Genomic DNA, 13772 nt, shown 5'->3' on the forward strand with positions numbered 1-13772 from the left:
CGGCACCGCGGCGAACCTCAGTGCCGCCCGTCGCGCCCTCTGAGTGCCGCCTCGGCCGTACCCTGGCCGAAGCGGCACTCTCTTTACCCGAGCACCTGAGGACCCGCGCGTGTCCATGTCCCGCATCCCCTTCGAACAGCTCCCCGCCGACGTCCGGCAGGCCGTCGTCGACAAGACGGGCCGCGTGCACGCGGCGCGGACCGTGCGGGGCGGCATGAACTCCGGCATCGCCTCCGTCCTGGAGACCGAGAGCGGCAGTGTCTTCGTGAAGGGCATCCCGGCCGACCACCCACAGGCTGGCGCGCAACGCCGCGAGGCGGCCATCGCTCCGCACCTGCCAGCATCCTGCCCGCGCCTGTACTGGCACCTTGAACTCGATGGCTGGAGCCTCCTGGGATACGAGGTCGTCGACGGCCGCCACGCCAACTACGCCCCCAGCTCGCCCGATCTTCCGCTGGTGGAAGCCGCGCTCACCGAACTGCAGCAGGTCACGGCCCCGGCCGACATCAAGATCAAGGACGCCCTAGACCGGTGGGCCGAGTATGCCCCACCAGGGACGTTGCACTATTTCGGCGGCGATGCGCTGCTTCACACCGACTTCGCGCCGGACAACGTCCTGATCGTCGGCGAGCGAGCCCGGCTCGTCGACTGGGCCTGGCCGACGAGAGGTGCGGCCTGGATCGACCCGGGGGCGCTGGCGCTGCGACTGATGGAGGCCGGTTACTCGGTGGAGTCGGCGGTGGCATTTGCGGGTCGGTTCCCGTCGTGGCGTGGGGCCGAGCCGCAGGCTCTGGCAGCGTTCGGCGCGGCCACCGCAGCACTGTGGCGTGAGATCGCCGAGGAGGGCGGGACATCGTGGAAGCGAAGGATGGCGGAGCAGGCAGCGATGCTCCGGCATGTCCTCGAAGGGGAGCTGTAAAGACACTTGGTCCGTGTCGGTAAAAAGCACGTGCGGGCGAGCGTCCCGCGCGACACGTGACTGTCGCTGCTCAATGGCGCCCTGGAGCAGATCAACGTCCTCGTCTTCCCCAGCACCTTCTTTTACCCAGTCCACCCCGCACGTCGCCAAGATGCTCGCCGGACGCGCATCAACCGGGGTACGGGTGCGGCTCTGTTTCGGCGACTCGAAGGGCCGGGGCCGCAGCAATGCGGGGCCACGAAGAGGGAATCGGCGACACCCTCGCCGCCAAGATCCGCGCCACCCTGACCTACTACCGGCCGCTGCTGTACGAGGTCGGATGCGAGGTGAGGCTGCACGACACCACGCTTTACACCTCCATTTTCCGGTACGCCGATGACCTTCTGATCAACCCGCATGTTTGGGGCCAGCCGGTCAGTGCAACCCCCTCCTCCGCAGAGCAGATACGGCAGGCTGGTTCGACAACTACGCTCAGAGTCTCGAAGCTGTCAGGGCCACCGCACGGCCCTGGACACCCGACCAGGAGGGGCCCTCGCCGCATGGGCAGGACTGAGTACTACAACGACCCCAAGGCCCCCAAGGCGAACACACTCATCCCCGCCAACAATGTGCTCGTCGTCGATGACAACGGTGCCGTACTCCTCCAGCGCCGCCGGGACACCGGCCAATGGGCCCTGCCCGGAGGAGCCCAGGACATCGGCGAGACGGCGGCCCAGTGCGCCGTGCGCGAATGCCTGGAGGAGACCGGAATCATCGCCGAGGTCACGGGATTCCTGGGGGTCTACACGAACCCGAACCACATCGTGGCCTACTCAGACGGCGAGATCCGCCAGCAGTACGAGAACACCTACATCGGCCGCCCCGTGGGCGGCGAGCCGACGATCAACGACGAAGCCGACGGCGTCCGCTACGTCCAGCCCAACGACATGGACCAGTACGACATCCACCCCAGCATGCGCCAACAGATCGGCGACTACCTTGCCGGCACGTATCCCTACCTGGGCTGAGCGGCTAGCGCTGCTTCCGCCCGACTTCCGGCTGCAAGCATGTCCGGCGATGCTCGACGGATGAACCGCCCGACGAGGCTGTCTGCGCCGTAGCGAGCGTCGATCTCCGCCAGCCGGGCCTCCGCAGAGGTGATCTCGCCATGAGGCGTGGTCGTAATGTCACAGTAGATGGGCACGTCTACAAGAAGCTGGTTGTCCAGCAACGGGAATTCCTCCTCCAACATGATCTGCAGCCCTGCTCCTCCCCAGCAGGAGTTCCAGGAAAAAATGAGTTTCGGGCTCGTAGAGAGGCGCGCGCCCACCATGCTGGGAGGCATTCAAAATTGGGGAGGAGTATTGGTGCACTGCAGCGAGAGACTTACCTGGCTTGTTAATCCACTGCAATGAGCTGCAATGGGCGGTGGGTGAGCCGGTAAGGTTTACGTTGCCCTAGCCGCACTGCTAAATCTGGTTTTGCAACTGCGTACAGGTGGCGGCCAAGGGGGCTGCACGGAAATCTGCGACCACAGTCCGGCCCGTCAATTGCTTTTTGTAGGACGCTGGAGCAGGTAACCCCACACAGGATCTGAGGCCCCATCACTCAAATGGCGGTAGTCTGACCAGTGGCGCTGCTCGACTGGGGAAAGAAGTTCTTCGATGGTGCAGGCCCATGCTTCACAAAGGGCATGGATGAAGCGACCATAAAGGCCGCCCGACAAGCGCCACCAGAGCTTTTCCCACGTGAGCGTGGAGTGGTTGCGCGCAAACTCATATTCGGCATCACGATTCAGAACATCCGGAAAGACAGTTGCCAATGGCGGATAAGCCGATCTCTGAGATAGAACAACCCAATCGCCAGGAAGCTGAACGGTCTGGCCGGAAAGGTAGTGATATACCTGTGGAGGTCGGGTTCGAACAGCTACGCCGGGGCCCGAGGCCATAAAGACTTCGTTGCGTTGCATGGCCCATGACCCGACGTCAGCCGGGCGGAGCAGGCCCTGGGCTGTCATAGCGAAGGCAGTGTCTTCAGGTAGGAAATTGAACGCATTGTGCAGCGTGCCAGCCAGCTCTAGCTGAACTGATTCGCTAAAATGCCCGATGTCGCGTAGTCGCTGCTCCTGAGCGTGGAGCCATCGTCGAACCTGGTCCTGGTTAGCAATCAGCCCCGCCTTGTCCCGCGAGGCCCGGCTTGGTCGGCCGGCAAGGTATCCCGCGAAGGCGAATGTTTGGTCAGCCAGGAACCCATTGACTGGGACAATCCCCCGAAAGTCGCCTTGCCCTTGGTAATTCAAGTCAGTCCAGAGCGTCGCCAACCCAATGCGCTGTCCTGATTCGTCCAGTAGTTCGGTTGCTCGCTCGACGAAAGCGTCCCGCAATTGGAGTCGCTGCTTCTCTTGCCCAACGCGCCAGCTGTCGGTCAGGGAGGGATAGAGACGATCGAAGACTTCATCTGGTGCCCCCGAGGCCAGCGTGAAGGGGAAAATGGTCTCGGTTTCATTGGTCGCCCCGGGCTCCCAAATGCGGATTGAGACAGAATTCTCCAGGACAAGGCGTCGGATCAGCTGACCGAGTCGGTCGTCGCTGGTCTTGTAGAGAAGTCCTTGGATGTCGTAGGGATTTGTCTTAAGGGCGACGCGCAGAGTCGTGCCCGGCGCGGCATGGCCACGTGCGGGCAGGGGTGTCAGCAGCGGACGCCGAGCTGCACTCTCGAAAGTGAGCCGACGCGCATCGGCCACAGAGGCATCGTAGCGGCGAGTGATCAGTTCTACCTGATCGCCGAGCAGGAAGACGGAGAAGAATCCGATTCCAAACCGCCCTTTGGGTTGGAATCCACCGCTTGCCAGGCCGGGAAGTCGGCTACGGATATGAGTGGAACTCCAACCGCTGGTGCCGAAGTCAAGCAATCCACGGACGAGGGTCTCCTCGTCCATTCCGACGCCATTATCGCAAATCTCTAGGTGCCACGAGTCGTCATTTTCGGTGAGGCGCACATCGATACGGCCATCGGTGAAGTCAGGGTCTAGCGCGCGGCGGGCGAGGATGGCGTCTTGGGCATTTTGGATCAGTTCACGAACAGCCACCTCGGGTTCATTTCCGTAAAGCTGCTCTCCGCCCAGTGTTTCTACCAAAGCAGGGACATCTGAAACCTTGACGGTGGCATCGATGGGCCGCCAGTCCGAAACCGGGAAAAGTTCAGCGAATCGCTCGGGGGAACTAACCCCTGCAACCGCGCGAGCCGCGAGCCTGTTTCGGCCGAGGTCGTGCAGTAGGGCATCGACCTTCTTCAGCTCCTGGTCGGTTCCCCGCAGGTAGTCCAGAGCCAGCCACCAGGCGGTAGCGTCGCGTGGGGAGAATGGACGCAGCGAGGTGTAAGTGATCCGATCGCCGTCCAGACGCGGGCGGCTGATGTGCTCCTGGAACCGCCAGTGCTCACGGGCAATTCCTTGTGGCTTACGTAGCGAGAACAGAAATGTCGGGGCACGACGGCTGTCTACCTGGGTTGCATCGGCAAGTCGTAGGATGCAGGCCAGCTTTAGCGGTTCGATGGTCCACTCCGCAGGCTGCCAGGTTAGCGAGCCCTTGGGGCGGCGGAACTGATCAGCAAGCTTGTCAACTGGCCACCAGTGACTGGCTGCCAAATCGCCAATCAGTGGACCGTACGCTTCGCGAAGCTGAACGTCCTGGAGCAGGAAGATCTCGTTGCCCGTGCTGGACCGCCATGGCTGGTCCACCAGCCTCCCAGCCTGCTCTGCATGCGTCTCGCGGATGGCAGTGGCCTGGCATGCTTCCGTGATCTCGGCAGGCGGTGCATCCAGTTGTTCCTGGTCCGGCCAGCATCCTTCCTGGTGGAAGTATGCAACTGACACTAGATCGCGCCAGCGCTGTTGCCCCAGTGCTTCGGGCACACTCATCTGGTATGCCGTCGCCCCCATGGCGGCGTCGTGCAGTACGAAAGCACAGCCCAGCACGTACGCCTCAGCCGGGTTCAGTACGACCTGGTCACCGCAGATGAGACCGGCCGTCTCCCACAGCGCGTCCACGTGAGTGATGTCGTGCACTGTGAATTCGGGTAAACTGCGCGCATTCTCCGAAAGGAGTACAGCAGCATTGTCTCGCAGCGCTAAATACGACGCACGCAATCGCTCCCGTTGGCTTTGGTGTGCATCTTTGCGTGAACGCATGGCAAGTGTCTCCTGCCATAAGAACGCACTAGTAAAGCCATTCTCGGACACTGTGAGAAATCACCTCATTGCCGGCAGTACGAAGAGTCCTGCAAGTACCCACATGGTGATCATCGAGATGATAATGAACAGCAGTACGTAAGTTTCGTACCAGCGCGTTAGGTTGCCTGGACGGGGGCGCTTGCGAAATCCCGGCCCGACTCTCTCATCGGTGATGTCGCATTCCTCGTTGCGGTAGTCAAGCCAAGCGATGGCGCCTACCACAATCAGTGTGCAGGTGAATGCAGCGACCACTGTAGTAAGAGTCAGTAAGCCAATCACCCCGCCCCGCGCCGTAGCTGGGTCCACCCCCCACTTGCGGTGCCCGACAAAGAGCGCAAGAGCCGCGCCGACCAAAGTGGTAGCGAGTGTCTGATAGATCGCAAGGAAGCGATATGCATTCTCATTTACCGCATGAATCTGCTGTAGAACGTACCGGTACCGTTCCAGTGCGAACTCGTGCTGCTCGGCCCGCGCCTCTGGCCTCGTCTCACCCGGCGCCGCCATCGCCCCACCCCCACGCGTCTGACCCGACATCAGCATAGGCCACTTAAGGTTGCTGAGTACCCTGGGTTGCCGAGACCCTTGCCGTGCTTATGCGCACCGCTCCCTCTGGTCGAGGTGGCGGGCGATTGCGAGCACGCGCTCCCCAAGTGACCCGCGGTAGCAAGTGAAACCTGCGCATTGAACCTGCGGGCCAAGCGTGTCAGGGCGTCTTGGCAACCCGTGCAACTTGGACAAGCTGTGGTTGCAGTTCTGGTTGTGTTCACCGGCAGGCAAGGCCGTCCGGAAGTCGCCCCCACAAGCCGCACTGCACGTGAGGACACCCTTGTACGGCCCCGCACCCCCCGAGTGAACATTTGGAATGCGTGTTGGCAGTGGAGCGATCACTTGCCCGGAGGTGCGTGAGCGCTGCGTGAGCGGACGGGGCGGCACCGGATGGATCGGGTGGTACGCGTAGCGAGCGGTTCAGGTCTCCTACCTGGGGAAACGGGATTCACGGGCACCGCCCAGCACCACTCGGGATGATCTTGCAGGCCCCTGTAATGCGTAGGTCGTCGGTTCGAATCCGACAGGAGGCTCAGCGGAAAGCCCAGCTCAGATGCACTCTGAGCTGGGCTTTTCTTCGTCTCGGCGGACGTCTCGGCGGCGTGGGCCGGTCCGTTGTCGCGTGGGTTGCCGGGAGCCTCAGGTGCCGGGAGGTTTGTCGCCCTCGCCGCGGAGGGCCCGTTCGAAGTCCTCCTCCGCCTGCCGCTGGATCGCGTCGGCGTCCGCCAGGAGCCGGTCGACCCGTTCCGCGCCGCCGGGTACGGGCGGGGGCACGTCGGTGAGCGTGTCGTACAGGTAGAGGCACGCCTCCGCCTCGGTGCCGAAGCGCGCGATGACGCTGTCCTGGCCCCGCTGGCGCAGAAGCACGGGCCACGCGTCCCCCTCCGGACGCAGGACGTAGTAGGCGTCCAGTTGCACGGGGACGCCGTGGACGCCGGGAATGTCGTACAGCGCGTCCGGGACTCCCTCGCGGCGGAGGCGTTCGGTGAGTGCTGTCCTGTCCATCGCGCTGTTTCCCTTCTCCGGCACGACCGGGCGGGCCCCGGTCGTGCCGGAACCCGCCCGGGAGAGTGCTGCCGCGATCAGTTCAGTGCTTCGAGCTTCTGGGCGGTGACCAGTTCCGAGACCCGCTTGTCCGTCATGTACTGGATCCCCAGACCGGGCTGACCGAACCACGGCCGGATGCGGCCGGCCTGCACGGTGAACGCTTCCTTGACCTTGTACAGGTGGTAGCTGTAGGGGTAGTCGTCGGTGTACCTGACGAGGTTGCTCGGCGGGATGGCGCGCTTGGCGTACGGGGTTCCGGCGGGGGCGAGGAAGTTGCCGCGCCCGCTGCCGAAGAGGTCGACCAGCTGCCCCGCGCGGAGGGTCAGGGCCTTCTGCACCGGGTTGCCCGCGCGGTCGAGGACGAAGCCGTTGTGGTCCGGGTACCACCAACCGGACTCGCCCGTCGTCGGGTTGGTCTGCCAGTAGCAGCCGAGGAACCAGTACGCCGACGTCGGGCCCGTGCGGTGGTAGCCCCGCAGCATCGTGCCGATCGCGCCGGTCCTCGGGAGCACCTGGGGGCCGAGGCGCCAGTCGTCGAGGTAGTACTGCTCCAGCGCCGGGGCGGGCGCTCCGTTCGTACCCCGGGTTCTGCCGTCGGTCGGGCAGTGGGCTACCGGGCGGCCGTTGTCGGCGTGGGCGGCCGTCGGTGACAGCCCGACGAGGAGGAGCAGCGAGGCGATCGCGCTCCAGACGATGTTCCGCAGCACCCGCATACAGGTGGTCCCTTCTCAGTGCCCGCGTCGGCCGGAGGGCGCGGGTGTCGAGGTCGCGCGAGGGCGCTCCCGTGCGGAGCGCCGTCATGTGGTGACGCCCAGTCAAATATGCTGCCGGGCGCGAGCGGGGACCGTGATCCGCGATGTCACTCGCACGGCGCCGCGGGTTCTCCTGATCGGCCTAGGTGTTCTGTCCGGCAGGTCATGCGTTCGGACCGAGAAGCTGCATGAGCTCTTGAAATTCGGTGGACCGTCCTGGGCGGACCGTGCGACGGTCCTGGAATGTCGAGCGTGATCGATCTGTCAGAGTCCTTCGAGTCGTTCGAGTCCTTCGACGGGACCGCCATTAGCTGGCGACAGCTCGGCTCTGGGCCGCCGGTCGTCCTGGTCCATGGCTCCGGTGGCGGCCTGCACTCGTGGCAGCCGGTGGCCGAACGACTCGCCGACCGGTTCGAGCTGTGGACGCCCGCCCGGCGCGGGTACGCGCCGAGCGGAGCAGGCCGGTCGCCGAAGCGCTTCACCGACGAGGTGGGTGACCTGAGGACACTGATCGACAAGATCGGGTGTCCCGTGCACCTGGTCGGCATGTCCTACGGCGCCACGGTCGCCCTGCACGCCGCGGCAGCTGGACTGCCGGTTCGCTCCCTGGTGCTGTGGGAGCCGCCGCTGTATGCAGCCGGCGAGGAACTGATTTCCGTACTGGCTGAGTTCGAGAACCTGATCGCACAAGGTGACCGACGGCGGGCGGATCGGCTGCTGGCGGAGAAAGTGGCGCGCGTCCCGGCCAAGCTGCTGGATCTCGTGGATGCGGGCGAGCCGGACGGAAATGACCCCGGCGACGCGCCTGGCTGGTGCCGTGACCTCGAATCGATGGCCGCCGACTCTGTGGGAGTGGAACGCTGGTCCGGGGTCACCGTCCCAACGCTGTTGATGCGGGGCGCCGACACCTGGCAGCCGATGCCGACGACGCTCGACCGACTCGCGACGGCACTGCCCCACGTCACCTACGTGACCTTTCCCGGCCAGATGCACTTCGCGCCGTCGGTTGTCCCCGAAGACGTGGCGGCGGAGATCACTCGCTTCTTGCCGCGTTACTGAATTCAACCAGGATCCGATCCCCGATCCCATGCCTTGCGGACCGGCGCTGGTCGCGTCATGGCCTGAGCCACGCGCGTAGCGAGGCGACGGTGAGGGTGCCGTGGAAGTTGCAGGCGCGCTTGTCGAAGCTCACGGCCCGACCGCCCTTGTTGCCTCTGCGCGCGTCACCAGCGATACGGATTTTGCCGGTCAGGCCGCCCCGGGAGCGTCCGAGTCGCTCGTCGGGGCGGTGCTGCCGGGACGTGCGTCTCTTCCCGGGGCCTCGGGGGCCTCTTGCGTGCTTCGGCGGCGGGCTGGGAGGCCCGCGGGGCTTGTGACCGGCCGGGCGCGGGAGGAGCCGTCCGGGTCAGTGGCGTCCGGGTCAGTGGCGACCGGAGACGCGGTCCGCCAGTTTCGCGAGGCGGTCGGTGCCGAGGTGCGGTGACGCCGCCTCCCGGCGGTCCGCCGTGCGGTAGGCGGCGTAGAGGGCGTGGACGCCGAGCCAGCGGAGGGGTTCGGGTTCCCAGCGGCGGACCTTGTGGTTGACCCAGGGCAGGGTGGTCAGGTCGGTGGGGCCCGCCTGGCCGGAGTCCTGCTGGATCAGGTCGCGCAGGGTACGGGCCGCCAGGTTGGCGGTGGCGACGCCGGAGCCGACGTAGCCACCGGCCCAGCCGAGGCCGGTGCTGCGGTCCAGAGCGACGGTGGCGCACCAGTCGCGGGGGACGCCGAGCACGCCGGACCAGGCGTGGTCGATGCGGGCGCCCGCGGTACCGGGGAAGAAGCGGACGAGCAGGTCGCGCAGGGCCTCGATCGTGGCGGGCTGCGTGCGGGCTGTTCCGTTGACGTGGGCGGCGGCCGAGCCGTAGCGGTAGGGGACGCCGCGGCCGCCGAGGGCGATGCGGTCGTCGGCGGTGCGCTGGGCGTACATGTAGGCGTGGGCCATGTTGCCGAGGGTTTCGCGGCCGGCCCAGCCGATGCTCTCCCAGAGGGACTTGGGCAGGGGCTCGGTGACGATCATGGAGGAGTTCATAGGGAGCCAGGTGCGGCGGTGGCTCTTGAGGCTCGCGGTGTATCCCTCGGTGCAGCGCAGTACGTAGGGGGCGCGGACCGTGCCGTACGGGGTGACGGCGTGCTTGGGCCGGATCTCGGTGACGGGCGTCGACTCGTGGATCGTGACGCCGAGGGCCTCCACGGCGTCGGCGAGGCCCTTGACCAGCTTGGCGGGGTGCAGGCGCGCGCCGTGCGGGGTCCAGCTGGAGCCGACGGCTCCGGAGACGCGGATGCGTTCGGCGGTCTCGCGGGCGCCGCGCAGGACGCGGTCGGTCTCGCCGAAGGCGATCTCGACGGAGTGGAAGTCCTTGAGGCGGGCGAGCTGGGAGGGGGTGTGGGCGACCTCCAGGACGCCTCCGTGGTGGATGTCGGCGTCGATGTTCTCCTCACCGGCGACGCGGATCACCTCGCCGACGGTGTCGTTCATGGCGCGCTGGAGGCGGACCGCCGCGTCGTGGCCGTGCAGTTCGGCGTAGCGGTCGCGGCCGGCGACGCCGTTGTAGAGCCAGCCGCCGTTGCGTCCGGAGGCGCCGTACCCGCAGAACTTGGCTTCCAGGACGGTGATGTTGAGGAAGGGGACGGCCTTCTTGAGGTAGTACGCCGTCCAGAGGCCGGTGTAGCCGCCGCCGACGATGCAGACGTCTGCGCCCGTGTCGCCGGGCAGGGGTTCGCGCGGGGCGGGAGTGCCTTCCTTGGCGTACCAGAAGGAGATGCCGCCGTTGACGGTACTGACGGTGTTCATGTGTCCCCTGCTTGTCCGTGTGCAGCCCAGTCGCTGGAGGGACGTTACCCCTAGGCTCGCGGTGTGATTGACGTTCCGGATGAGCTGGTTGTGAATCTGAGTGCCCACAGCGGCGCGGCGGGGAGGGCGTTCGCCGACTCGTTGCCCGGGCTGGCCGCGAGATACCTGGACGAGTGGGGGCTGCGGCTCGACGGTGGCGCCATGAGCGGGATGTGTGCGCTGGTGCTCCCGGTGGTGCGGGAGGCGGACGGCCGCCGTGCGGCGCTGAAGCTCCAGTCGGTGGACGAGGAGACGGTGGGTGAGCCCGTCGCGCTACGGGTCTGGGGTATGGCGGGCGCGGGGGCCGTGGGGCTTCTCGAGCACGATGCGGCGACCGGGTCGATGCTGCTGGAACGGCTCGACGGGCAGCGCCCTTTGACCGGGGTGGGGGATGCGCGGTCGGCGGTGCGGGTGCTCGCGGGCTCGTTGGCACGGCTGGTCCGGGTGCCGGCTCCGCCGGGGATGCGGCGGCTGGAGGACGTGGCCGCCCGGATGCTGGAGGTCGCGCCGGGGGCGGCTTCGGGGCTGGTGGACGAGGGCGAGCGCCGGTTGCTGCTGGACTGTGCGGCCGCCGTGTGTGAGGTGGCCGGGGAGCCGGGGGACCGCCTGCTGCACTGGGACCTGCACTACGACAACATTCTGGCCGGGTGCGCGGAGGAGGGCCGGGCGGGGGAGTGGGTCGCGCTGGATCCGAAGCCGCTCGCCGGCGATCCGGGGTTCGAGCTGTTCCCGGCGCTGCACAACAGGTTCGACGCGTCCGAGGTGCTGTGGAGGTTCGATCTGCTGGCCGGGGTGCTGGAACTGGACCGGGAGAGCGCACGGGCGTGGACGCTGGGGCGGGTGCTGCAGACCGGTCTGTGGGCGACCGGGGACGGTGAGCGGCGGCTGCCGCCTGAGCATGCGGAGATCGCCCGGCAGCTGCTGGGACGGGACTGAACGGCAGGGGCCCGCCTCGCCTGTCTAGGCTGCGTCCATGATTCGCCTAGCCACTCCCGAAGACGTCCCTGCCGTCCACGCCATGGTCCGTGAGCTCGCCGAGTACGAGAAGGCGCTCGACGAGGCGAACGCCACCGTGGAGCAGCTGCGTGAGGCCCTGTTCGGCGAGCGGCCCGCCGCGTACGCGCACGTCGCGGTGTCGGACGACGACGGCGAAGTGGTCGGGTTTGCGCTGTGGTTCCTCAACTTCTCGACGTGGCGCGGGGTGCACGGCGTGTACCTGGAGGACCTGTACGTGCGTCCCGAGCGGCGCGGCGGTGGCTACGGCAAGGCGCTGCTGAGGGAGCTGGCGCGGATCTGCGTGGAGCGCGGGTACGGGCGCCTGGAGTGGTCGGTGCTGGACTGGAACGCCCCGTCCATCGCGTTCTACGAGTCGCTGAGTGCGCGTCCCCAGAGCGGGTGGACGGTGTACCGGCTCCACGGCGGGGCGCTGGCGGAGCTCGGAGCGGTCTGAGGGGACGGTAAAGCCGGCCCCTGGTCAGGGTGTTCCCGCCGGGCGGGGGACGTCCGGTGCCGTGCCGCCGAGGAGCCGGATCGCGAGGACCGCGGCTTCGATGCCGCTGTTGAACGCGACCTCGCTGAGGAGTCCCGGGGCGGCTACCTGGTCGCCGGCGAGCAGGATCCCGTCGCCGCGGTCGACGGCGGGGCGGTCGCGCCAGGTCGTGCCGGGCCTGTCGACGGCTCCGGTGCGGCCGGACGCGAGTGCTTCGCGGCGCCAGGTGGTGCGGTCGCGCCAGCCGGGGAAGCCGAGGTCGAGCAGGTCCTCGGCGCGGCCGAGGGCGTCGGCGCGCGGGGTGCCGGGGGCGAGGGGGATCTGGGCCTGGATGAGCTGTTCGCCCGATGGGGTGAGGGTCGGGTCCTGGGCGGTGAACCGTTCGACCCAGCCGGGGGCGTCGAGGTCGGAGACGACGAAGGGGTCGCCCCGCCGGGTCCGCAGGGCCAGGTCGAGCAGGGCGGTCCGGCCGCTGTCCCAGGCCAGGGTGGGGTCCTCCAGCAGAGCGCGGGCGGAGTCCAGATGGGTGGCGACGATCACCGGCCCGCTGCGCCGGAGGCCGTCCAGGTCGTGCGGGCCGACACGTTCCGCGGTCTCGATGCGCACGCCGAGGTTCCAGGCCCGGGTGGCCATCCGGTCGACGAGGTGGGCCCAGCCGCCGACGGGGTACCGGGCCTCGGGCGGCAGTGCGGCCGCGCGGCGCAGCCGTTCCTGGACGAAGGCTGCGGAGAGCGAACCGGGATCGTGGTGGAAGAGGGCCACGCCCATGTAGTGGGCCGCCGCGCGGGCGCCCTCCTCGCCGACCTGTCCGGTGGCCCAGCTGAGGAAGTCGGTCTCGACGGAGGCCCGGCGGTGGCTGCGGCGGGTGAGGCGGAGCAGGGCGAGCGGAGGGGTCCTGCGCAGGGCGCCGTCCCGCCGGAAGAGGAAGCGGGTGCCTTCGAGGGGCGGGACGGAGGCGATCGGGCCGAGGAGCCCCCGCTGTGCGAGCCAGGTCCAGTGCGGTCCGCGGCGGTAGAGGGCGTGTGGTCCCTCGTTGGTGAGGTAGGGGCCTTCAGCGGTCCTGGCCCGCCCCCCGAGGGTGTGGTGGGCCTCGTGGAGGGTCACCGGAATCCGCGATTCGGCGGCGGTGACGGCGGCGGTCAGTCCGGCGAGTCCGCCGCCGATGATGTGGATGCGCTGCATGGCTGGGTCTCCTCGCGGTGGGCGCTTCTGTACGGAGGACGGTTCGGCCGGCCGGTTCTGTGACATCGGGGCACCGGGCCGCATCGGGATGGCTGTCAGTGGTGTGCGTCACGATGGGGGGCATGGCACGTACAGGCAACAGGAGCAGCAGGAGCGCGGGCGCGCAGGGCGGGGTGGTCCGGGCGCGGCTGCCGGAGGTCCGGCTGCCGTCACTCGTGGCGTACGGAGCGGAGGGGCTGGAGCCCGACGGGGACTACGACGGGGTGCTGTTCGAGGAGACGGATCTGGCGGACGCGTCGGGTCCCGGAGCGCGGTTCCTGGACTGCGAGCTGCGCGGTTGTGCCCTGGACCGCGCGGAGCTGACGCGGTCCAGGTTCATCGACTCGGTGCTGAAGGGCGTCCGGGGCGTGGGCACCGATCTCTCGGGGGCGTCGTTGCGGGACGTGGAGGTCCTGGACGCACGGCTGGGCGGGGTGCAGCTGCACGGTGCGGTGCTGGAGCGGGTGCTCGTGCGGGGCGGGAAGATCGACTATCTGAATCTGCGCAAGGCACGGCTGAAGGACGTCGTGTTCGAGGGGTGTGTGCTCTCGGTGGGCTTGATCCGCTTTGACGGACATTCGAGATCTGGGGTTCAGCCCCGGGAGGATGTCCATCATGGAGAGTATGGGGAAGAAGAAGCCTCGCCGCCCTCGTCGTTCGTTCACGCCGGAGTTCAAGGCCGAGATCGTCGGGCTGTGCCGACGAGGTGACCGCTCGGT

12 protein-coding genes and 3 pseudogenes are annotated in these 13772 nt (G+C 67.4%); 7 read left to right on the forward strand and 8 right to left on the reverse strand.

The window, feature by feature from the left end; translation table 11 throughout:
- The first annotated feature begins 115 nt into the window (after window positions 1-115).
- The 3 genes and pseudogenes from ABZ441_RS21330 (at window position 116) to ABZ441_RS21340 (ending at window position 1926) form a co-directional block, all read left to right on the forward strand.
- Window positions 116-919, forward strand: coding sequence for an aminoglycoside phosphotransferase (locus ABZ441_RS21330; protein WP_358976425.1), 804 nt, complete (start codon window positions 116-118; stop codon window positions 917-919).
- Between the two features lie 33 nt (window positions 920-952).
- Window positions 953-1472: pseudogene (locus tag ABZ441_RS21335) on the forward strand (XRE family transcriptional regulator); the annotation flags it as partial.
- A complete protein-coding gene (locus ABZ441_RS21340; protein ID WP_358976380.1) occupies window positions 1459-1926 on the forward strand; it encodes an NUDIX domain-containing protein in 468 nt (155 codons plus the stop codon). The pseudogene ABZ441_RS21335 and the gene ABZ441_RS21340, both read left to right, overlap by 14 nt.
- Here ABZ441_RS21340 and ABZ441_RS21345 read toward each other — a convergent pair.
- The 5 genes and pseudogenes from ABZ441_RS21345 to ABZ441_RS21365 all read right to left on the reverse strand — a co-directional run.
- Window positions 1914-2162, reverse strand: a pseudogene (locus ABZ441_RS21345) (phosphohydrolase); the annotation flags it as partial. The gene ABZ441_RS21340 and the pseudogene ABZ441_RS21345 overlap by 13 nt on opposite strands.
- 282 nt (window positions 2163-2444) lie before the next feature.
- Complete coding sequence (locus ABZ441_RS21350) at window positions 2445-5138, reverse strand: ATP-binding protein (protein ID WP_358976383.1); 2694 nt, start codon at window positions 5136-5138, stop codon at window positions 2445-2447.
- Window positions 5139-5147: 9 nt separating this feature from the next.
- On the reverse strand, window positions 5148-5633 hold the full coding sequence (locus ABZ441_RS21355) for a hypothetical protein (protein WP_358976386.1): 486 nt from the start codon (window positions 5631-5633) through the stop codon (window positions 5148-5150).
- Window positions 5634-6314: 681 nt separating this feature from the next.
- Window positions 6315-6680, reverse strand: coding sequence for a hypothetical protein (locus ABZ441_RS21360; RefSeq protein WP_358976389.1), 366 nt, complete (start codon window positions 6678-6680; stop codon window positions 6315-6317).
- A gap of 77 nt (window positions 6681-6757) precedes the next feature.
- Window positions 6758-7435, reverse strand: coding sequence for a TNT domain-containing protein (locus tag ABZ441_RS21365; RefSeq protein ID WP_358976392.1), 678 nt, complete (start codon window positions 7433-7435; stop codon window positions 6758-6760).
- 282 nt (window positions 7436-7717) lie between these two features.
- Here ABZ441_RS21365 and ABZ441_RS21370 point away from each other — a divergent pair, with 282 nt between their 5' ends.
- A complete protein-coding gene (locus ABZ441_RS21370) occupies window positions 7718-8533 on the forward strand; it encodes an alpha/beta hydrolase (protein ID WP_358976395.1) in 816 nt (271 codons plus the stop codon).
- Between the two features lie 55 nt (window positions 8534-8588).
- Here the strand turns inward: ABZ441_RS21370 and ABZ441_RS21375 are convergent.
- Together ABZ441_RS21375 and ABZ441_RS21380 are read right to left on the reverse strand one after the other, a co-directional pair.
- Window positions 8589-8815 (reverse strand): annotated as a pseudogene (locus ABZ441_RS21375) (hypothetical protein); the annotation flags it as partial.
- 79 nt (window positions 8816-8894) lie between these two features.
- Window positions 8895-10304, reverse strand: a complete 1410-nt coding sequence (locus ABZ441_RS21380; RefSeq protein WP_358976398.1) for an FAD-dependent oxidoreductase — start codon at window positions 10302-10304, stop codon at window positions 8895-8897.
- Between the two features lie 63 nt (window positions 10305-10367).
- Between ABZ441_RS21380 and ABZ441_RS21385 the strand changes: the two genes are divergently transcribed.
- Both ABZ441_RS21385 and ABZ441_RS21390 read left to right on the forward strand, forming a co-directional pair.
- Entirely contained in the window at window positions 10368-11279 is a 912-nt protein-coding gene (locus ABZ441_RS21385) for an aminoglycoside phosphotransferase family protein (RefSeq protein ID WP_358976401.1), read from the forward strand.
- Between the two features lie 37 nt (window positions 11280-11316).
- Window positions 11317-11793 carry a GNAT family N-acetyltransferase gene (locus ABZ441_RS21390; RefSeq protein ID WP_358976405.1) on the forward strand — a complete coding sequence of 159 codons (477 nt, stop codon included), beginning with the start codon at window positions 11317-11319 and terminating at the stop codon, window positions 11791-11793.
- Between the two features lie 24 nt (window positions 11794-11817).
- Here the strand turns inward: ABZ441_RS21390 and ABZ441_RS21395 are convergent, their stop codons facing one another.
- Window positions 11818-13014: an NAD(P)-binding protein gene (locus ABZ441_RS21395; RefSeq protein WP_358976408.1), complete on the reverse strand. Its 1197-nt coding sequence runs from the start codon at window positions 13012-13014 to the stop codon at window positions 11818-11820.
- 122 nt (window positions 13015-13136) lie between these two features.
- Between ABZ441_RS21395 and ABZ441_RS21400 the strand changes: the two genes are divergently transcribed.
- A complete protein-coding gene (locus ABZ441_RS21400) occupies window positions 13137-13763 on the forward strand; it encodes a pentapeptide repeat-containing protein (RefSeq protein WP_358976411.1) in 627 nt (208 codons plus the stop codon).
- The last annotated feature ends 9 nt before the right edge of the window (window positions 13764-13772 follow it).

The sequence above is a fragment of the Streptomyces sp. NPDC005752 genome (genome assembly GCF_040630715.1).
Lineage (GTDB): Bacteria > Actinomycetota > Actinomycetes > Streptomycetales > Streptomycetaceae > Streptomyces.